This is a genomic window from Halobacterium rubrum (assembly GCF_021729015.1).
Taxonomy (GTDB): domain Archaea; phylum Halobacteriota; class Halobacteria; order Halobacteriales; family Halobacteriaceae; genus Halobacterium; species Halobacterium rubrum.
Genome location: NZ_JAJQQZ010000004.1, coordinates 56,553 through 75,941, shown reverse-complemented (window position 1 = coordinate 75,941; position 19,389 = coordinate 56,553). Strand labels below are relative to the sequence as shown.

Below are 19,389 nucleotides of genomic sequence, written 5' to 3'. Positions count from 1 at the left end.
CCGGGTTACCACAGGTCTTTACCGACGGACGCGGTGGCTGTCACCGAGACGCCGTGAACCGGAACGACCGCGCCATCGTCGGGCTCGTCGCGCTCGCGCACGCCACGGTCCACACGTACGAGCTCTCGATTCCGATACTCATCCCCATCTGGCTGGACGTCTTCCCCGTGACGCAGTCGACGCTCGGCGTCGTCGTCGCGACTGGCTACGCGCTGTTCGGGCTCGGCGCGCTCCCGGGCGGCGTGCTCTCGGACACCGTCGGCTCCCAGCGGCTCATCATCGGCTGTCTGGTGGCGATGGCCGGCGCGTTCGTCGCGCTGTCGCTGGCGCCGTCGATTCCCGTCGTGGGGCTGGCGCTCGTCGCGTGGGGCGCCGCCGCCAGCGTCTACCACCCCGCCGGGCTGTCGCTCATCAGTACGGGTGTCGAGGAACGCGCCGACGGCTTCGCCTACCACGGCATCGCCGGCAACCTCGGCATCGCGCTCGGCCCGCTGGTGGTGACGCTGCTCTTGCTGGTCGCCGACTGGCGGGCCGTCACCGCCGCGCTCGCGGTGCCCGCGGTCGTCGCCGGCGTCGTCGCGTCCCGGGTGGAACTCGACGAACACGCGGCCGCGGAGACCGACTCAGGAGACGACAGTGGGGAGACCGCCGCAGACGGTGGTGGCGAGGACGCGGCTGCAGACGGCGGGAGCGAGGACGCCGCCGGTGACGGCGACAGTGGAGACGCCGGCGGCAGGTCCGAAATGGGCGTCACCTCCCTCCCCGAGTTCCTCGACGCGTCGAAGACCCTCCTCGTCGGCCCGTTCGCGGCCGTCTTCGTCGTAGTCGTGCTCTCCGGGCTCTACTACCGTGGCGTGCTGACGTTCCTGCCAGAGGTGCTGTCGGCGTACCCGTCGCTGGCGCCCGTCGAGGTCGCGGGGCGGCAGCTCCAGCCGTACCGGTACGTCTACGCCGGGCTGTTACTCGTCGGCGTCGGCGGCCAGTACACCGGCGGGAAGCTCGCCGGGCGCTTCGAGACCGAGCCAACACTCGCCGTCGCGTTCGGCGTGCTGGCGGCGCTGTCGGTCGTCTTCCTCCCGGCTGCGGGCGCCGGCCTGCTGCCGTTGCTCGTCGCGGGCGTCTTCCTCGGGTTCGCGCTGTTCGTCGTCCAGCCGCTGTACCAGACCACCGTCGCCGAGTACACGCCCGCCGGCACTCGGGGGCTCTCCTACGGCTACACGTACCTCGGCGTGTTCGGCGTCGGTGCGATCGGCGCCGCCGTCGCGGGCTCCATCCTCGAGTTCGGGAGTCTCCCTGTGTTGTTCGCGGTGCTGGCCGGGTTCGCGCTCACGGCGGCCGCCACGGCCGCCTGGCTCAGTTCGCGGTGAGGTCTGCGACCACCAGCGACGCGAACCGCCCCGCCGACAGCAGCGCCGCGCCGACGAGGAACATCACGACGAAGAACGCCGGGTCGGCGTTCCCGGGGAACAGCGACGTGTTTCGGAGGAGCTGGCCGACGAGGTCGCCGAGCAGCCACGTGCCGGCGGCGAGCACGAGCGCGCTGCGCGTGGAGTCGGCCGCTCGCGTGCTGTAGGCGCCGACCAGTGGCGCGGCGGCGAGCCACCCGACCAGAAACGGCAGCAGGACGCCCGCGTAGCGCTGGAGCGTGAGCGTTTCGTGTTCGAGCGTCCCAACCAGCACCAGCCCCAGGATGGCGAGCATATCCCCGGGGAGGAACCGGGTGATTGCGCGCCCGTCGACGTCGGTCAGCTTCATGGGCGCGCTTGGGCGGGGTGGGTCAAGGGGCTCCCGGTTTCACGCCGGCGACCGTGAACGCGAACCCCTCGTCCAGGACCCGGGCGTCCAGGCCCGCCTCGTCGAGTCGCTGCGCGCACTCGTCCGCCGTGTCGAAGCGCGACCCCATCCCGAAGAGGTGTTCGCCGGCGGCGAGCAGTCGGCCCCGAATCGTACCGGGGGCGAAGTCCCGGACGACCAGCACGCCGCCCGGGCGGAGCGCGCGGGCGGCCTCCGCGACGGCGGTGCTGCGGGCGGGGAAGTGGTGTAGCGCGTCGACGACGACGACGACGTCGACGGACTCGTCGGCGACGGCGAGCTGTCGGACGTCCGTCTGGAGCGTTTCGAGGCCGTCCTCGTGGGCCTCTTCGAGCATCCCCCGGCTGGCGTCGGCGACCACGGCGTCGCCGCCGAGCGCGCGAGCCACCCGGCCGGTACCCCCGCCGAGGTCCAGCACGCGCTCGACGGGGCGGTCGGCGAGTGCGAGCGCCGGGGTGAGGTCCGCCGGGTCGGCCGCCGGCATGGCGAGGTCGTACAGCGGCGCGAACCGGTCGAAATACGGGACGTCGTGCACACTACCACCGATGCGCGCCAGCCACGCAATACTTTGCTTCCCCGGGCCAACGCCCGGTGTGCGCTACGCGGTGCTCGGCGACGCCGACGACGGCCCGACGCTGCTGCTGGACTGGGAGTCCTTCAGCTACGCCGGCAAGTTCGTGATGTCGAACACGGGGAAGGCCATCGCCTACGAGGGCCGGCCCCTCGACGAGCGCGACGACGACTGGCCGCCCGACGCGCGAGCGACCGACGACTCCGTGGAGGACGTGGTGGGCGCCGTCTCCTTCAACGAGGACCGCACCGACGCCGAGGCGGCGTGGCTGCGGTACGTGACCGTGCGCGAGGACCGCCGGGGCGACGGTGTCGGCGCGCGACTCTGTGCGCTCGCCGCCGCCCACCTGCTGACCGACCACGAGCGCGTCCGCATCGCCGTCAACAACCCCTTCGCGTACGAGGCGCTGCACAAGGCGGGCTTCGGGTTCACGGGCGAAGAGACCGGCCTCGCCGAACTCGTGCTGGAACGCCCGCACCCGGACCGGGAAGCAGCCTACCAGGACGGCCTCGACCGGTACCGCGAGCGGGACCTCTCTCCGGAAGAGGAGCAATTTCTGGACAGCAGACTCGGGGCGTCGCCCCCCGACACCCGCTCGGACGACGACCCCATTCAAGTGCACGGGCGTCGAAGCGCCGACGGATGACGACCGTCGCCACCGTCCTCGCGTCGACCGGCGTCGCGTGCCTCGCCGCGGGCGCCGCGACCGTGCTTGCGCCGGGCCGCGTCCGCGAGCTCTCGCAGGCAGTGTTCCCGGGAACGCCCGACGACGACCGTCAGTGGCGCGCCGTCGGTCTTCTCACGGCCGGCGTCGGCCTGCTCCTGCTGGGGAGCGCGATGGACTCGCTGTGACTTTGCTCCTCCAGGCGCTCCAGACGCTCCTGTACGCGCTCGGTGCGCTCCACCTCGTGACCGGCGTGCCCACACTGCTCGCGCCGGGAGTGGTCCGGGTGCGTCTGCCACGGCGGTACGCCGAGGCGGTCGGCGACCGCCGCGAGTGGCGCGGCTTCGGCGCCGGCGTCACCTCCATCGGCATCTCGCTGGTGCTGGTCGGGAGCGGCGTCCCGGCGTAGCTCAACGGTTAAACCCCGGGCGCCCGAACTGGGAGTGATGGGTAACGCGGACCTCCGGCAGCTCGCGGTCATCGAGGAGACTCCCTTCGCGGACCTCGAGGGGAGCGTGGTGGCCGTCGACGCCCACAACTGGCTGTACAAGTACCTCACCACGACCGTCCAGTGGACGAGCGAGGACGTCTACACGACGAGCGACGGTACCGAGGTGGCGAACCTCGTCGGCGTGGTCCAGGGCCTCCCGAAGTTCTTCGAGCACGACCTGACGCCCGTGTTCGTCTGGGACGGCGGCGTCACCGAGCTCAAAGACGAGGAGATCGCCGAGCGCCGCGAGCAACGCGAGAGCTACGAGGAGCAACTCGAGGAAGCCCGCGAGGCGGGCGACGCCATCGAGGCGGCACGACTGGAGGCGCGCACGCAGCGACTCACCGACACCATCCACGAGACGACCCGCGAGCTGTTCGACCTGCTGGACGTGCCACAGGTGGAGGCGCCCGCCGAGGGCGAAGCGCAGGCCGCCCACATGGCCAGAGTCGACGACGCCGTGGACTACGCCGGCAGCGACGACTACGACTGTCTGTTGCTCGGCGCGCCGGTGACCCTGCGCCAGCTCACGAGCTCCGGCCACCCGGAAGTGATGGACTTCGACGCGACCCTCGACGAGCACGACCTGACGTGGGAGCAGCTCGTCGACGTCGGCATCCTCTGCGGGACGGACTTCAACCCCGGCATCGACGGCTTCGGGCCGAAGACCGCGCTGAAGGCGGTCCACGAGCACGGCGACCTCTGGGGCGTCCTCGAGGCCGAGGGCGAACACGTCGAGTACGGCGACCGCATCCGGGAGCTCTTCTTGAACCCCGACGTGACCGACGACTACACCGTCGACACCGACGTGTCGCCGGACGTCGACGCGGCCCGCGCGTACGTCACCGACGAGTGGAGCGTCGACGCCGACGAGGTCGCGCGCGGCTTCGAACGCATCGAGGACGCGGTCGCCCAGACCGGCCTCGACCAGTGGACCTAGACGAGCAACAGCCCGCCCAGTCCGACCGCGCCGGCGAGCGTGCACAGCAGGCCGGTGCCCTGCTCGAGGTAGACGCGCCACGGCTTCACTTCGACGTGTTCGCCGCCGCGGGTGCCGATGAGATCCAGCCAGATGTCGAAGCGCTCGAGCGCCCGCGGTGCGGCCAGCGGGAGCGCGCCGAGCACGAACAGCACCAGCCCGTAGGCGGCCGCCTCGCCGCCGGGGTAGAACGGCCGGAGCGCGGCGAACACCACGACGCCGGCGGCGGCGAGCGCCGCGGCGTCGACGCGGCGGTCGGCGCCGGGTATCACGGCCCGCCAGCCCGCCCGCCAGATTGCCGCCGACCACGCGGCCGTCGCGACGACGACAGCGAGGTACAGCGTCGTCTGGGGCGTCAGTACGTCCACCGCCAGCGACCGCGCGCCGTCTGCCGTGCCGGGTGACGGCGTCAGACGCCCCGTCACCGACTGCTCGACGGCGTACCAGCGGGCGGTGTACCGCAGCAGTGCCGGGACCGAGCCGACCGCAGTCACGGCCACAACCGGCGTCAGGGGGACGCGCTCTCCGGGGTCGTCGGGGGCTTTCCCGCCGGAGACGACGGCGACCAGTCCGCTGAGTGCGATTGCGAGGGCGACCGGCGCGACGGCCGCGAGGCCGACGAGGCTGCCGGTGGCGTCCCGGGCGTAGTTCGCCAGCGGTTCCTGCACCGTCGCTGGCTGGTTCCGGCAGGCGTCGACGTAGTCCTCGTAGAAGTCGTCGCCCGAGGTGGCGCGCTCACAGATCCAGTCGGCGGGCCGTGCCGGGTTGTCGACGGGCACGGTCCCGGTGATGGCGTCGGTGACTGTACTCGCGCCCTGCGCGGTGACCACGGCGTTGGCCACCGCGAGAACGAGCAGCACGGCGACGACGACCCCGGAGGGCGGCACCTCGTCGGCGAACACCCGCGCGGGCCGGCGGAGCGCACGGAGGAGGCGGCGCGGGGACCAGTCCATGACCCGGGCTGCGTCCGGACGTGGTAAGTGTCCTGTGGGTCGAGATGGCGCCCGACTGTCGCCACCGCTGCTCCCGGTGTTGCTGCATCGCGGGAGTGTACTGGCGGCACACCACCTCCGGATGTGGACCGCTCCGACGTGGAAGCGCGAATCGAGGCCGGCTTCGAAGCGGACTGCGGCGCTACCGTGTCGCGGCCGCGAGGCGACCACGACGACGACGACCACCTCGAGGCGACCGTGGTCTCGTCGGCGTTCGAGGGCGAGTCGCTGGTCGCCCAGCACGAACTGGTGTCCGACACGCTCGGCGACGCCACGACCACCGAGAGTCACGCCCTCGAACTGACGACGTACACGCCCGACGAAGCTGACGAGCGCGAGAACTGAACCGAAGCGGCGACGGCGGTCGAAGCTGCGTTACTGCGGGATGACCTGCTCGTCGGGGTCGCGCTCGCGGTTGTGCAAGGCGACGCCGGAGTCGACGTCGAAGATGTGGATGGCGGACTCCGGGATTCGCGCGCCGAGCTCGTCGCCCGCAGCGACCGGGTGCGTGCCGTCCACCGCCGCGGTGAACGTCCGGCCGGCGCCCTCGCCCTCGGTGTCGAGGTCGAACTCGAGGTAGACGTTGTTCTCGTCACCCAGCGGCTCCACGACGTCGACGGTCACGGCGTAGTCGTGGTCGCCGACCGGCTTCTCGACTAGCTCGATGTCCTCCGGCCGCACGCCCAGCCGAACGTCGTCGGCGCCGCCGAGGTCGTCGAGTGTGTCCTCAGAGAGCGGGTAGGTGAACTGGTCGGTGATCAGACTGCCGTCCTCGACGCTCGCGTCGAAGAAGTTCATCGACGGCTCACCGAGGAACCCCGCGACGAACTCGTTGGCGGGCGCGTGGTAGGCCTCCAGCGGCGTCGCGACCTGCTGGAGGCGGCCGTCGTTCAGGATGGCGATGCGGTCGCCCATCGTCATCGCCTCCGTCTGGTCGTGCGTAACGTAGACGGTGGTGACGCCGAGGTTCTCCTGGAGGCGCTGGAGCTCCGTCCGCATCGTCGACCGGAGCTTCGCGTCCAGATTCGACAGCGGCTCGTCCATCAGGAACACCTCGGGGTCACGGACGATGGCGCGGCCGAGCGCGACGCGCTGCTGCTGGCCGCCCGAGAGTTCCCGTGGCTTGCGCTCGAGGAGCTCCTCGATACCCATCATCTCCGCCGTCTCCGAGACGCGCTCGTCGATGACGTCGTCGGCCATGTCCGTCGACTCCTCGAGGCCGAACGCCATGTTCTCCCGCACGGTCATGTGCGGGTAGAGGGCGTAGCTCTGGAACACCATCGCCACGTCCCGGTCGGCGGGCGCGCGGTCGCTGATGTCGGTGCCGTCCAGCCGGAGTTCGCCCCCGCTGACGGTCTCGAGGCCGGCGACCATCCGCAGAGTCGTCGACTTCCCGCAGCCCGAAGGGCCGACGAGGACGAGGAACTCCCCGTCCTCGATGTCGATGCTCGCATCGTCGACCGCCACGATGCGGTCGCCGTCGTCGTCGAAGTGCTTGGTAACGCCGTCGAGTACGAGTTCAGCCATTAGTGATTGTCCTCCATATCATGACGCGACACCTTCAGCGAACTGCTCGCCGAACAGTACGTAGACCACCATCGTCGGGAGCGCCGCGATGAACGCGCCCGCCATCTTCACGCCGAAACCGAGGTTCGTCAGACTCGACCCGATGTTCGTCAGTCCGACTGTCACTGGTGCGCCGTCGCCCGGTCCCATGATGACCAGCGCGAACAGCAGGTCGTTCCAGATCTGCGTGAACTGGTAGATGAGCGTCACCGCGAACATCGGTACGGACAGCGGCAGGATAACGCGCCGGTAGATGGTGTACGCCGTCGCGCCGTCGAGTTTCGCCGCCTCGACCATCTCGCCGGAGAGCTCCTTGTAGTACGTGCGGAACAGCAGCGTACAGATCGGGATGCCGTACGCCACGTGCGTGATGATGAGCGACAGCAACTCGCCGTGGTAGGCTTCCAGTCCGGGGAGCAGCCACAGCACGGCCAGCCACTCCTCGAGCGGTGCGTACGTCGCCCAGAACCGCGACACCGGCAGGAGCACTGCCTGGTACGGGATGAAGATGCCGGCGATGAACAGCGTGAACACGCCGACTTGCCCGCGCCACTGCAGGGTCGTCAGGCCGTACGCGGCCATGCTACCGAGGCCCGCCGACAGAATCGTGGCGGGTACCGCCAGCAGCAGGCTGTTCACGAGCCCGCTCTTGAGCGCGGTGAACGCCCGCCCCCACTCCTCGAGCGTGAAGCTGCCGGCGGCCGGCGGCGCGAACGGCAGCGACGCCAGCGGGTCGGTCTTCAGCGACGTCACCAGTCCGATCTCCAGGGGAAGCAGGTAGAACGCGACGAGCCCGAACAGCACTGCGTATAGGCCGACGCGACGGCCGTCGAGGTCGGACGTGTTCATAGCTCACCCCGGCGGTACTGGTAGGTCAGGTACGGTGCGACGATGGCGATTGCGAGCAGGAACAACATGATACCGATTGCTGCGGCGTACGAGCGGTTGCCGGCGGAGAACGCCTGCCGGACCATCATCGTCGAGAGGATGTCCGTCCCCTTCGGCGGGAAGAAGCCGCCGGCCAGCGCGTACAGGAAGTCGAACGCCTTCAGTGCGAACACCATCAGGACGACGCTCGCCGAGATGGTCGCGCCCTTCAGCTGGGGGACGATGACCCGCCAGTACATCTTCAGCGTGCTGGCGCCGTCGACGCGCGCGGCCTCGTAGTGTTCGTCGGGAATCGCCCGGAGGCCGGCGAGGTAGACGACCATCGCGTAGCCGCTGAACTGCCAGATGAGCGCGAACACGACGGCACCCAGCGCCAGCTCCGGGTTCGAGATCCACTTGTAGCGTCCGAGGCCCAGCGCCTGCGTCACGACGTTCACGAGCCCGTTGTCGAAGTTGTACAGCCACAGCCAGAACTGGGCCGTGACGACGAACGAGAGGCTCATCGGCAGCAGGTAGATGGTGCGGAACGTGTTCTCGAAGCGGACGTGCCGGTCGACGAGGATGGCGACCAGCAGGCCGACGACGAGACACGCGAGCGTGAACGCCACGAGCAGAACGGCGGTGTTCTGTGCGGCGCTGATGAACGACGGGTCGCCGAACGCCCGGAGGTACTGGTCGAAGTCCAGCTGCGAGTAGTTGGGCTGGTTGAACTGCTGGACGTTCACGAGCGACAGCGCGAAGTTCCAGCCGATGGCGCCGTAGACGAAAAAGCCCATGAGCGCGAACGGCGGCAGCCAGAACGGCAGCGACCCGAGGAAGTCTCGGCTCACCGACCCGAAGAAGCTCCCCGCGTCGTCGTCGGCGACGGTGGCCGTCCCGCCGTCTGTTCGGGCGTCTCCGTCCCCCTCGGACTCCCCACGTGCCCGTACTGCTTCGTGTATGCGGTCGATCATAAAACTCGGTAGGTGGTTCGGCTCCTCAGAACGCGTTCATGAACGCCTCGGCGGCGTTCGCTGCGGCGTCCATCGAGGGGTTGCTGAACTCGTTGCTCACGGCGTTCTTGAGGTTGGTCAGCGTCTCCGGGGCGACGGCGAGGCCGTGCGCGATGGACGGCGGCTGAGCCTTGGAGTTCTGGAACTCCTCGATCTGGCTCGTCTGGAACGGACCGAACTCCTCGGTGGAGACGTCCGAGCGCGGCGGAATCGAGCCCTTCCGGGTGTTGAACCGGACCTGCGCGTCCTTCGTGCCGACGTAGCGCAGCCACTCCTTGGTACCCTCGGGGTTCGGGCCGTCTGCCGAGTAGACCCACGAGTCCATGTTCAGCGAGTAGAGCCCGTCGGTACCCGGGAAGGGCACGTGACCCCACTCGGACTCGAACTCGAAGCCCTCCTGAGAGATGTACTGCTGGGCCGCCCAGTCGCCCTGGTCGAAGAACGCGGCGCCGCCGTCGATGACCTTCTGGTTGGCCTCCTGGAAGCCCACGGTGCCGGCGTCCTCGTTGAAGTGCGCCGAGAGCTCGGCGACGGTCTCCAGCGAGGACTGGACGGCGTCCTGGTCGCCCTCGCCGCTGATGAAGTCGTCGTAGGCGCTCTCGCCGTGCTCACCGAGGAACACGCACGCCCAGAGCTGGAGGGTCGTCCACGGCGACGACATCGCGTGCGAGAAGCCGACGGCGTCCGTCTCCTCCTCGACCGTCGCCGCGGCCTCTACGAGGTCTGCGGGGGATTCGAGGCCCGCCGGGTCGATGCCGGCCGATTCGACGACCGACTTGTTGAAGAAGAGGTTGTTGATGCGGTGGATGTTCGTCGGGACGGCGACGTAGCTGCCGCCGACCTGCGCGGCCTCTTTCGGGCCCTCGAGGTAGGCGTCTTTCATCCCGTTCTCCTCCCAGACGTCCGATTCGATGTCACCCAGCAGGTCCTCGCTGGTGAACTGGGTGAGGTTCTGACCGGGCCACTCTGCCCACGAGCTCGGCGGGTCGTCGTTGCCCAGGCGGGTGCTGATGCGGGCGTCGAGGGTGGTGTTCCCGCTACCGCCGATCGGCTTGACGTTGGTCTCGACGTCGTGTTCCTTCTGGAAGCCCTCGTGCATGGCTTCGAACGCGGAGGCGCCGTCTCCGCCGGACCAGCCGTGCAGGAGTTCGACCGGGTCGCTGCCGCCGCCGCCGCCGAGGCCGAGGCAGCCTGTCAGTCCCGCGAGCGAGGCGGCGCCCGCGGCGGACGCGCCCTTGAGGTAGCTTCGTCGTGAAAGGTCGTTGTCTGACATCGTGCGGTAATCGTCCGCACGTTGCCGCGGGGATACTTAATCATTGTCCATTCGTTAATCCGGTATCGAGTAAAGATATGCTACTAGGTCACGTAGCGAGGCGTCGACGACCGCTTCCGATGGCTTTTACGCACCGCCGGGCGACGCTTCACTCATGAGCGAGGACTACCGAACGGAGCAGGACAGTCTCGGCGAAATGCAGGTACCGGCCGACGCCTACTGGGGCGCCCAGACCCAGCGCGCGGTCGAGAACTTCCCCATCTCCGGCATCGCGTTCGGCCGGCGGTTCGTTCGCGCGCTCGGCGTCGTCAAGAAGGCCGCCGCGCAGGCGAACCGCGACCTCGACCTCGTCGACGAAGAGAAGGCCGACGCCATCGTCGCGGCCGCCGACGAGGTCATCGCCGGCGAGCACGACGACCAGTTCCCCGTCGACGTCTTCCAGACGGGCTCGGGGACGTCCTCGAACATGAACGCCAACGAGGTCGTCGCGAACCGCGCCGCCGAGATTCTCGGCGAGGACATCGGCGACCGCGTCGTCCACCCGAACGACCACGTGAACTACGGCCAGTCCAGCAACGACGTCATCCCGACGGCGATGCACGTCGCGAGCCTCGAAGCCCTCGTGAAAGACGTAAAGCCGGGTCTGGAGACGCTGGCTGCGGAACTCGACGCGAAAGCCGAGGAGTTCGACGGCGTCGTGAAGACCGGCCGCACGCACCTGCAGGACGCGACGCCGGTGCGGCTCGGCCAGGAGTTCGGCGGCTACCGGACGCAGGTCGAGAAGGGCATCGAGCGCGTCGACGCCGTGAAGCCGCGGCTTGCGGAGCTCGCGCTGGGCGGCACCGCCGTCGGCACCGGTCTCAACACGCACCCCGAGTTCCCCGAGAAAGCAGCCGAGTACATCAGCGAGGAGACGGGCGTGGAGTTCTGCGAGGCCGACGACCACTTCGAAGCGCAGGCCGCCCACGACGCCATGAACGAGGCCCACGGCGCGCTCCGCACCGTCGCGGGCTCGCTCAACAAGATCGCCAACGACCTCCGGCTGCTCGCCTCCGGCCCCCGGAACGGGCTCGGTGAGCTCGAGCAGCCCGAGAACCAGCCCGGGTCCTCGATCATGCCCGGGAAGATTAACCCCGTCGTGGCGGAGGCGGTCAACCAGGTCCACAAGCAGGTCGTGGGCAACGACGCCGCCGTCTCCGCGGGCGCAGCCGAGGGCCAGATCGACCTGAACCTCTACAAGCCGGTGCTCGCGCACAACTTCCTGCAGTCCGCGGACATGCTCGCCAACGCAAGCGAGGCGTTCGGCGAGAAGTTCGTCGCCAAGCTCGAGGCCAACGAGGCGGTCTGCGAGGAGCAGGTCGAGCGCTCGATGGCGCTGGCGACCGCGCTCAACCCCACCATCGGCTACGACAGGGCCAGCGAGGTCGCGAAGGCCGCGCTGAAGGAGGGAAAGACCGTCAAGGAGGTCGTCGTGGAGAAGGGCTATCTCTCCGAGAGCGAGGCCGCGGACGTCCTCGACCCCGAGCGGATGACCCACCGCGGCATCCTCTCCGGCGACGACGACGAGTAACCCGCCGGTCGCGGTCCCGGCAGTCACCCGCCTACCTTCTTGTGGTGCGAGGCCCGAGGCAGTCCATGGAGCGACTCGACGGGAAGGTTGTCGTCGTCTGGCTGTGGCGCGTACTGGTGTTCGCAGTCGTGCTCGCCGTGGCCGCGGGCGTCGCCGTGACCGTGCTGGACCCCGGTGTCTCCCGCCTCGTCGTGGCGCCGGCCGTCTTCGGCGTCGTGGCACTGCTCGGGACGCTGCACGCGCTCCTCCGGTATCGCATCTGGCGGTTCGACGTGCGCGAGGACACCCTCTACATCGAGCGCGGCGTCCTCGTGCGCGTGCGGACAACTGTCCCCTACGTTCGCGTCCAGCACGTCGACTCACGCCGCGGCCCGCTGGAGCGCGTGCTCGGACTCGGGCGCGTCGTCGTCTATACGGCGGGCTCCCGGGGCGCCGACGTGGCGATTCCTGGGCTCGCTGCCGCTCGGGTAGACGACGTCCAGGAGACGCTGCGGCGGCTCGCCATCGAGAGCGAGCCCGAGGACGGCGAGGGTGACGCCGTATGAGACTCCACCCGCTGTCGGTGCCGCTGCGCGCGGTCTCCCGCGCCATCGGGTTCGCGTGGGCGTTCCTCGTCGGCGGGGTGGCGCTCTCCCGGGGCGACCCCGTGCTCACCGGGGGTGCGGTGGTCGTCGCGGTGCTGGCGGTGCTGGCGGTCGTCGGCTACGAGGTGGCGTACTTCCGGCGGTTCGACTACGAGCTCACCGAGGACAGCCTCGACATCGCCTCGGGCGTGTTCTCCCGGCGGGAGCGCGAGATTCCGCTGCGGCGCGTGCAGAACGTCGACGTCACGCGGTCGCTGGTCGCTCGGTTGCTCGGGCTGGCGGAGGTCGACGTGGAGACGGCGGGTGGCGGCAGCACCGAGGCGAATCTCCGGTTCGTGAGCCGCGAGGAGGCCGCGCGGCTCCAGGAGGAGGTCCGGGAGCGCCGCGGTGCCCGCGAGCGCGGCCGCACCGACCGAGCGGACGCGACCGACAGCGAGGCGGGCGACGCCGCCGCAACCGGTGTGGAGGGCGGTGAACCCGCCGCTGCTGGAGGGACGGACGCCGAGGCGTCGACCGGCGAGTTCGAGCCGACGCCGGTCGGCGAGCGCGGCGAGTTGCTGTTCGAGCTGTCGGACCGCGACCTCCTGCTGTACGGCCTGCTGTCGTTCGACCCCCGGCTGCTGTCGGGGGTCGTCGCGTTCGCGACGTTCGTCGTGCCCAGCCTCGGCCAGCGGGTCGACGTCCCGAACGTGGGGCTGGCCGTGATCGCTGCGGGCGTCCTCGTGCTCGGGCTCGGGGTCTGGCTGGTGTCGGCGGTCGTCCGGGTCGTCCAGTTCTACGGGTTCCGGCTGCGCCGGGTCGGCGACGACCTCCGGTACGAGCGGGGGCTGTTCGAGCGCAAGGACGGCACCATCCCGCTGTCGAAGCTCCAGACCGTCTCCGTCGAGGAGAACGTCCTGATGCGGCGGTACGGCTTCGCGTCGCTGGCAGTGGAGACGGCGGGGTACGCGCCCGGCCAGTCGCCCAGCGGTGGGTCGGAGGCGGCAATCCCGCTGGCGCCGCGCGCAGACGTCTTCACGCTCGCGCGCGACGTCGAGCCGTTCGACGAGTACGACCTCTCGCGGCCGCCGGAGCGCGCCCGGAAGCGCTACGTCCGCCGGTACGCGCTCGCCGCGCTCACGGTGGTGGCTGCGGGCTTCCTCGTGAGCCGGTTCGTCGTGTCGTTCCCGTGGTACGCGCTGGTCGCGCTGGTGCCGCTGGCGGTGCCGGCCGCGGCGCGGGCGCACGCGAACCGCGGCGTGCACGCGGACGGCGACCACGTCGTCACCCAGAAGGGGTGGTGGCGCCGCCGGACCACCGTCGTCCCGAACCACCGCGTGCAGACCGTGATTCGGAGCCAGACGGTGTTCCAGCAGCGCTGGGACCTCACCAGCGTCGTCGTCGACACGGCGGGCTCGCGGTCCATCTCCGGGAGCGGCGCGGTGGCGGTGGACCGCGACGGCAGCGAGGCCGACGAGCTCGCGGACACCGTCGTCGACCGGACCCTCGTGACCGTGGGCGTCCGCGAGACGCCCGAGACGGGTGGCGGACAGTCCTCGGCGGCGGCCGGCGACTGAACGGTTTTATTGCCTTCGCCGTCCCAGAGTCGGGTAATGACCGAGTTCGACTACGAGGAGCTTGGGCTGGTCGCCGGGCTGGAGATCCACCAGCAGCTGGACACGGCGACCAAGCTGTTCTGTGCGTGCCCGACGGCGCTCCGGGAGCCGGAGGCCGCCGACCGGACGTTCACGCGGTACCTCCACCCGACGCGCTCGGAGCTGGGCGAGATCGACGAGGCCGCACTGGAGGAAAGCAAGGTCGAGCGCGAGTTCGAGTACCTCGCGTACGACACCACGTGTCTGGTCGAGGAGGACGACGAGCCGCCACACCGGCTGGACGACGAGGCGCTGGACGCGGCGCTGGAGATCGCCCAGCTGCTGGAGATGGACGCCGTCGACCGGGCGCACGTGATGCGGAAGGTCGTCATCGACGGCTCGAACACCGGTGGCTTCCAGCGGTCGACGCTGGTGGCCGAGGGCGGCGTCATCGAGACGAGCGAGGGGCCGGTCGGCGTCGAGGACCTGATGCTCGAGGAGGAGTCCGCCCAGCGCATCGAGGACCGCGAGGACGGCGTGCTGTACTCGCTGGACCGGCTGGGCATCCCGCTCGTGGAAATCGGGACGGAGCCGGACATCTCGTCGCCCGAGCAGGCGCAGGAGGCCGCCGAGCGCATCGGGATGCTGCTGCGGTCGACCGGGAAAGTCAAGCGCGGGCTGGGGACGATTCGGCAGGACGTGAACGTCTCCATTGCGGAGGGCGCGCGCGTGGAGATGAAGGGCGTCCAGAGCCTCGACGACATCGACGACCTCGTGCGGGAGGAGGTCCGGCGGCAGGTCGAACTCCTCGATATCGTCGACGAGCTGGACGAGCGCGACGCCGGCGTGGGCGAGACGCAGGACGTGACCGACGTGTTCGCCGACACCGAGTCAGGCGTCATCCGGGGCGCGCTGGACGACGGCGCGGAGCCACGCTCCGCGGAAGACGCGAGTAGCGAGGGACGCAGTCCCTCGGACCGTTCGAGCGGGCATAGCCCGCGAGAAGACGGCGACGAGCCGCGAGCAGGTGGTGAGGTCCACGCCGTCCCGCTGTTCGGCTTCGACGGCCTCGTCGGCCGCGAGCTACAGGACGACCGCCGGCTGGGGACGGAGTTCTCCGACCACGCCAAGCGCCACGGCGCGGGCGGTATCTTCCACACGGACGAACTGCCGGCCTACGGCGTGACGGAGGACGAGGTGGCGGCGCTCCGCGAGGCCGTCGGCGCCGGCGAGGACGACGCCGTCGCCATCGTGGCGGACGACCCCGAAACCGCCGCCCAGTCCATCGAGGCAGTCGCGGAGCGCGCCGAGACGGCGATGGAGGGCGTCCCGGAGGAGACCAGGGGCGCGAACGACGACGGGACGTCGCGGTACCTGCGCCCGCTGCCGGGCGCGGCCCGGATGTACCCCGAGACGGACGTGCCGCCGGTCGACCCCGACCCGTCGGACGTGGAGACGCCGGAACTGCTCACGGAGAAGGTCGAGCGGTACCAGGCGGAGTTCGGGCTGGACGCCGGGCTCGCCGAGCAGGTGGCGTACGGCCGGCGCTGGCCGCTGTTCGAGGAGCAGGTCGAGGCTGGCGTCGACGCGACGCTGGCGGCGCAGACGCTGGAGTCGACGGTCACCGAACTGCGCCGGGACGACGTGGCAGTCGACCAGCTGACGGACGACCACTTCCGGGGCGTCTTCGGGCTCGTCGCCGACGGCAACCTCGCACAGGAGGGCGTGCCGGAACTCCTCGAAGGGCTGGCTGGGAGCCCGGACAGCGACCCCGGCGAGCTCGCCGAGGAGCTGGGGCTCGGGTCCGCAGCCGAGGACGAGGTCCGCGAGGCCGTCGTGGAAGTCGTCGAGCGCAACAGCGACCAGGTCGAGGCGGAGGGCATGGGCGCGTTCTCGGCGCTGATGGGCGAGTGCATGGGCGCGCTGCGCGGGAAGGCGGACGGCGACCTCGTCAGCGAGGTGCTGCGCGAGGAGATACAGCAGCGGGCGTAGGGGCGACGGGGACTACTCGTCGACGAGCGCCTCGAGGAGGCTGTCGAGGCTGTAGCTCTCGAGGGCGCGCTGGGAGTCTTTCTGGCGGTCGATGACGAACGTGGAGTTGGTCCTGTCCACGGGGTCGAGCGCTTCGAAGTCGGAGATGAGGCGCTCGACCTCGTCGGAGTCCGGGAGCCGGGCGACGACCACGAAGTCCGTCTCGCCCATCGTGAAGAACGTCTGCGTGACGCCCTCGATGGCGCTGATGTCGTCGGCGACGTCCTCGTAGCTGCCCTCGTAGCTGGTGAGGACTTCGAGGACGACGGTGACGTCGAGGCCGACGGCGTCGAGGTCGACGTCGTAGAGGTCGTTGGTGACGACGCCGTCGTCGCGGAGGTTGTTCAGCCGGTAGTGGATGGTGGAGACGGGGATGTCCGTCTCCTCGTGGAGCGCCTCTGGGCTGCCTGTCCCGAGGTCGGCGATTGCTTTCAGGAGCGTGACGTCGCGTTCGTCCATCGTCCGTCAGGTCGGTGAGCGCCGACAAAAGCCTGTGGGAGTGCGACGCAAGCCCAAACAGAGCCACTTATTTGACGTGAAAAACCAGTATAGACACAAGTCTTGAAGATAAGTCTAATATACTCCGACCTGTTTGGAGTTTCCATGAGCTTCCACCGTCCCACGTTGGGGACGTCTCCCACCGCCGTGCTGTTCGTGCTGCTCGCGGCCATCTGGGGGACCTCCTTCGTCGCCATCGAAATCGGCCTCCACGAGATTCCCGCGCTGTCGTTCGCCGCGCTCCGGTACACCGTCGCCGGCGCCATCGTCCTCGCCTACGCAGCCGCCACCACCGACCGCTGGCGGCCCCGCGGCCACCGGGAGTGGTTCGCCGTCAGCGTCGTCGGCGTCTTCGTGTTCGCCGTCTACCACGGCGCCCTCTATCTGGGCGAACGTCACGTCTCCGGCGCCGTCGCCGCCATCGTCGTCAGCCTCGCGCCGATTCTGACCGCCGGGTTCGCGAGCAAACTCTACCAGAACGCCAGCATCGACGGCACCCAGGCCGCCGGCCTCCTCGCCGGCATCGCCGGCGTCGTCGTCGTCGCCAACCCCGGCGGTGCCGGCGGCGTCCACCTCGGCGGCCTCCTGCTCGTGTTCCTCGCCGCCGCGAGCTTCGCGCTCGGCGGCGTCCTCACCGGCAAACTCCCCGGCGGCGGCCTCCCCATGGAGACGATGGAGGCGTGGGCCATGCTCCTTGGCTCGCTCGTCCTCTGGGTCGGCGCCGCGGCCCGCGGCGAGGCCATCGGCGCCGTCGACTGGACGCCGACCGCACTCGCCAGCCTCGCCTACCTCACGCTGGTAGCCGGCGCCGGCGGCTACCTGCTGTACTTCGTGTTGCTGGACCGCGTCGGCGCCACCGAAATCAACCTCGTCTCCTACCTCGAGCCGGTCGGCGCCGCCGCCGCCGCGTGGCTGCTGCTCGGCGACGTCGTCGCCCCCCGCGCGCTCGCCGGCTTCGCCGTCATCTTCGCCGGGTTCGCGCTCGTCAAGCACGACTACGTCGGCACCGTCGTCCGCGACACCGCCGACGAGGTCGGCCTGTGAGCACCCGGGCGGCGTCGCCGCTGGCACAACAGCTAACGCCGCCCCCGGCGAACCTGCTGGCGTGCCCGTCTACTTCGAGGACCTGACCGTCGGCGAGACGCAGTCGTTCGGCAGCTACGACGTGACCGAGGCCGAAGTGCTCGCGTTCGCCGAGGAGTACGACCCGCAGTGGTTCCACACCGACCCGGAGCGCGCCAGCGAGGAGTCCGCCTTCGGTGCGCTGGCGGCCTCCGGCTGGCACACGGCCGCGATGACGATGCGGCTGCTCGTCGACAACCACTTCTCCGAGGCCGCCAGCTACGGCGCCGTCGGCGTCGACGAGCTCCGGTGGCCGAACCCCACGTTCCCGGGCGAGACGCTGTCGGTGACCGTCGACGTCCTAGAGAAGACGCCCTCCGAGAGCACGCCGGACCGCGGCACGGTCCGCACCCGCGTGACCACCGAGAACGAGGCCGGCGAGCCGAAGCTCACCATGGAACCCATCGTGCTGTACGCCCGCCGCGACCCGTCGACCGGTGGAAACTGACGGCTAGTCGTCGCCTGCTCCGTCGCCGTCCCCCGGCAGCTGGTTCTCGGCCCGGCGCAGCAGCCCGTGGACGGTGTTGATCTCGCGGCCCGTCGGGTGCGTGCGGCCGAGCATCCGGCGGAGCATCCGCATCGTCTTCGCCTGTTTCTCCTCGGGGTAGTCGACGGCGTCGAGGAACTCGCTTGCGTGCTCGTAGAACTGCTCGATCTCGGCCTCGTCGGCGCGGTGGCGCTCGACGTCCGGCAGCTGGGTCTCGCTCATCGCGAGGTCGCGGAGCTCGTACAGCGCGACGGTGGCCGCCTGCCCGAGATTCATCACCGGGTACTCCGCGCTGGCGGGAATCGAACCCACTTCGTCGATGCGGGCGAGCTCGTCGTTCGTCAGGCCCACGCGCTCCCGGCCGAACACGAGCGCGGTCGGCGCCTCCACGTCGCGGAGGCTGTCGCCGAGTTCCGCTGGCGTCCGGAACGGGAACCGCGTGTGGCTGGTGGCGTCCTCGTTCGTGATGGCCGTGAACCCGACCGTGTGGAACTCCGAGACGAGGTCGTCGAAGGAGAGTTCGCGGGCCTCGGGGAGGATGTCCTCGCGGGCGTGCCCGGCGAACCCGTACGCCTCGGAGTCCCGGCCGAGGTACGGCGGGTCGACCAGCAGCAGGTCCTCGAACCCGAAGTTCTTCATCGCGCGAGCGATGGTGCCGACGTTCCCCGACGTCTCCGCGTCCACGATGGCGACTGCGGGCTTACTCATCGCCGGTCGGGTAGTCCGCGTCGAGGTCGAGGTCGTCGGCGACGTCCTCTTCGAACTCGGCGGCCTCGATGAGGTTGATCTCCGCTTGCTCGTCCTCGGGCAGGTCGACGTTCACGGGCACCGGCTCACCCACTTCGACCTGCGACGTGTCGGGACCCGGGTCGGGCAGGCTCTCGGGGTCCGTCTCGACGTGCTGGGGGCCCTCGTACCAGCCGGGCTCGCTGTTCCCGGCCGCCACCCACTCGTGGAAGGCGTCCTGGAGGTCCGGCGACCCCTCGTACTCGTCGCCGCCGGCCTCGAGGAACCAGTAGTAGAACGTCGCCTCGTGGTCGTCACACACCAGCACCTCGGCGCCCGGCTCGCCGTAGACGGCCGCCGGCTCGGCGTCGGCGTCACCGTCGCCAAGATAGCAGACGTCGCAGGGCTGGTCCAGCAGCATCGGGAGCCGCTCGAGGCGCTCCCGGGTGTCGTCGTCCATCTCCGAGCGCGGCCGGTAGCCGCCCTCCCCGTCGAACACCTCGTCCTCGTCGAAGCGCCACCCCCGGAGGCCGATGCTCACCTTGGTCATGGCCCCAGATTGGCCGCGCA

At 70.1% G+C, this 19,389-nt stretch carries 22 protein-coding genes; 12 read left to right on the top strand and 10 right to left on the bottom strand.

Annotation, left to right across the window (positions count from 1 at the left end):
• The first annotated feature begins 53 nt into the window (after window positions 1–53).
• Window positions 54–1,367, top strand: coding sequence for an MFS transporter (locus LT971_RS14370; RefSeq protein ID WP_237007638.1), 1,314 nt, complete (start codon window positions 54–56; stop codon window positions 1,365–1,367).
• On the opposite strand, the gene LT971_RS14365 is transcribed toward LT971_RS14370, so the two are convergent.
• Together LT971_RS14365 and LT971_RS14360 are read right to left on the bottom strand one after the other, a co-directional pair.
• Complete coding sequence (locus tag LT971_RS14365; RefSeq protein WP_237007637.1) at window positions 1,354–1,755, bottom strand: DUF3054 domain-containing protein; 402 nt, start codon at window positions 1,753–1,755, stop codon at window positions 1,354–1,356. The two genes, LT971_RS14370 and LT971_RS14365, sit on opposite strands and share 14 nt — an antisense overlap.
• Before the next feature lie 22 nt (window positions 1,756–1,777).
• Window positions 1,778–2,296: a class I SAM-dependent methyltransferase gene (locus LT971_RS14360; RefSeq protein WP_272904892.1), complete on the bottom strand. Its 519-nt coding sequence runs from the start codon at window positions 2,294–2,296 to the stop codon at window positions 1,778–1,780.
• A 109-nt stretch (window positions 2,297–2,405) separates the two neighbouring features.
• Here LT971_RS14360 and LT971_RS14355 point away from each other — a divergent pair, with 109 nt between their 5' ends.
• From LT971_RS14355 to fen, 4 genes are read left to right on the top strand one after another with little or no spacing between them, the layout of a single operon-like run.
• Window positions 2,406–3,029: a GNAT family N-acetyltransferase gene (locus LT971_RS14355; RefSeq protein WP_237007635.1), complete on the top strand. Its 624-nt coding sequence runs from the start codon at window positions 2,406–2,408 to the stop codon at window positions 3,027–3,029.
• Window positions 3,026–3,235: a hypothetical protein gene (locus tag LT971_RS14350; RefSeq protein WP_237007634.1), complete on the top strand. Its 210-nt coding sequence runs from the start codon at window positions 3,026–3,028 to the stop codon at window positions 3,233–3,235. Before LT971_RS14355 ends, LT971_RS14350 begins: the two co-directional genes overlap by 4 nt.
• Window positions 3,232–3,456, top strand: coding sequence for a hypothetical protein (locus tag LT971_RS14345; RefSeq protein WP_237007633.1), 225 nt, complete (start codon window positions 3,232–3,234; stop codon window positions 3,454–3,456). Before LT971_RS14350 ends, LT971_RS14345 begins: the two co-directional genes overlap by 4 nt.
• A gap of 37 nt (window positions 3,457–3,493) precedes the next feature.
• A complete protein-coding gene (gene fen, locus LT971_RS14340) occupies window positions 3,494–4,477 on the top strand; it encodes a flap endonuclease-1 (protein ID WP_237007632.1) in 984 nt (327 codons plus the stop codon).
• Here fen and LT971_RS14335 read toward each other — a convergent pair.
• A complete protein-coding gene (locus LT971_RS14335; RefSeq protein ID WP_237007631.1) occupies window positions 4,474–5,469 on the bottom strand; it encodes a hypothetical protein in 996 nt (331 codons plus the stop codon). The genes fen and LT971_RS14335 overlap by 4 nt on opposite strands.
• Before the next feature lie 123 nt (window positions 5,470–5,592).
• On the opposite strand from LT971_RS14335, the gene LT971_RS14330 reads away from it, so the two are divergent.
• The gene (locus LT971_RS14330; RefSeq protein ID WP_237007630.1) at window positions 5,593–5,853 is read left to right on the top strand and encodes a BolA/IbaG family iron-sulfur metabolism protein; all 261 of its coding nucleotides are present in this window, start codon (window positions 5,593–5,595) and stop codon (window positions 5,851–5,853) included.
• A gap of 30 nt (window positions 5,854–5,883) precedes the next feature.
• On the opposite strand, the gene LT971_RS14325 is transcribed toward LT971_RS14330, so the two are convergent.
• The 4 genes from LT971_RS14325 to LT971_RS14310 are packed head-to-tail and all read right to left on the bottom strand — an operon-like array spanning window position 5,884 to window position 10,227.
• A complete protein-coding gene (locus LT971_RS14325) occupies window positions 5,884–7,035 on the bottom strand; it encodes an ABC transporter ATP-binding protein (RefSeq protein ID WP_237007629.1) in 1,152 nt (383 codons plus the stop codon).
• An 18-nt stretch (window positions 7,036–7,053) separates the two neighbouring features.
• On the bottom strand, window positions 7,054–7,923 hold the full coding sequence (locus tag LT971_RS14320) for a carbohydrate ABC transporter permease (RefSeq protein WP_237007628.1): 870 nt from the start codon (window positions 7,921–7,923) through the stop codon (window positions 7,054–7,056).
• A complete protein-coding gene (locus tag LT971_RS14315) occupies window positions 7,920–8,915 on the bottom strand; it encodes a carbohydrate ABC transporter permease (RefSeq protein WP_237007627.1) in 996 nt (331 codons plus the stop codon). The genes LT971_RS14320 and LT971_RS14315 overlap by 4 nt, the downstream gene beginning before the upstream one ends.
• Window positions 8,916–8,940: 25 nt before the next feature.
• A complete protein-coding gene (locus LT971_RS14310; RefSeq protein WP_237007626.1) occupies window positions 8,941–10,227 on the bottom strand; it encodes an ABC transporter substrate-binding protein in 1,287 nt (428 codons plus the stop codon).
• A gap of 154 nt (window positions 10,228–10,381) precedes the next feature.
• On the opposite strand from LT971_RS14310, the gene LT971_RS14305 reads away from it, so the two are divergent.
• From LT971_RS14305 to gatE, 4 genes are all read left to right on the top strand, one after another.
• Window positions 10,382–11,797 (top strand): class II fumarate hydratase, encoded by a 1,416-nt coding sequence (locus LT971_RS14305; RefSeq protein ID WP_237007625.1) that lies wholly within the window; start codon window positions 10,382–10,384, stop codon window positions 11,795–11,797.
• A gap of 65 nt (window positions 11,798–11,862) precedes the next feature.
• Entirely contained in the window at window positions 11,863–12,342 is a 480-nt protein-coding gene (locus LT971_RS14300; RefSeq protein WP_237007624.1) for a PH domain-containing protein, read from the top strand.
• Window positions 12,339–13,937, top strand: coding sequence for a PH domain-containing protein (locus tag LT971_RS14295; protein ID WP_237007623.1), 1,599 nt, complete (start codon window positions 12,339–12,341; stop codon window positions 13,935–13,937). The genes LT971_RS14300 and LT971_RS14295 overlap by 4 nt, the downstream gene beginning before the upstream one ends.
• 36 nt (window positions 13,938–13,973) lie before the next feature.
• Window positions 13,974–15,947: a Glu-tRNA(Gln) amidotransferase subunit GatE gene (gene gatE / locus LT971_RS14290; RefSeq protein WP_237007622.1), complete on the top strand. Its 1,974-nt coding sequence runs from the start codon at window positions 13,974–13,976 to the stop codon at window positions 15,945–15,947.
• A 12-nt stretch (window positions 15,948–15,959) separates the two neighbouring features.
• Here the strand turns inward: gatE and LT971_RS14285 are convergent, their stop codons facing one another.
• Entirely contained in the window at window positions 15,960–16,445 is a 486-nt protein-coding gene (locus LT971_RS14285) for an Lrp/AsnC family transcriptional regulator (protein ID WP_237007621.1), read from the bottom strand.
• Between the two features lie 144 nt (window positions 16,446–16,589).
• Between LT971_RS14285 and LT971_RS14280 the strand changes: the two genes are divergently transcribed.
• On the top strand, window positions 16,590–17,528 hold the full coding sequence (locus LT971_RS14280) for a DMT family transporter (protein ID WP_237007620.1): 939 nt from the start codon (window positions 16,590–16,592) through the stop codon (window positions 17,526–17,528).
• Window positions 17,529–17,589: 61 nt separating this feature from the next.
• Window positions 17,590–18,054 (top strand): MaoC family dehydratase, encoded by a 465-nt coding sequence (locus LT971_RS14275; RefSeq protein WP_237007619.1) that lies wholly within the window; start codon window positions 17,590–17,592, stop codon window positions 18,052–18,054.
• Window positions 18,055–18,057: 3 nt separating this feature from the next.
• Here LT971_RS14275 and LT971_RS14270 read toward each other — a convergent pair whose 3' ends face one another.
• Both LT971_RS14270 and LT971_RS14265 read right to left on the bottom strand, forming a co-directional pair.
• Window positions 18,058–18,801: an RNA methyltransferase gene (locus tag LT971_RS14270; RefSeq protein ID WP_237007618.1), complete on the bottom strand. Its 744-nt coding sequence runs from the start codon at window positions 18,799–18,801 to the stop codon at window positions 18,058–18,060.
• Window positions 18,794–19,369 carry a DUF8114 family protein gene (locus LT971_RS14265; RefSeq protein WP_237007617.1) on the bottom strand — a complete coding sequence of 192 codons (576 nt, stop codon included), beginning with the start codon at window positions 19,367–19,369 and terminating at the stop codon, window positions 18,794–18,796. The genes LT971_RS14270 and LT971_RS14265 overlap by 8 nt, the downstream gene beginning before the upstream one ends.
• Between the last annotated feature and the right edge of the window lie 20 nt (window positions 19,370–19,389).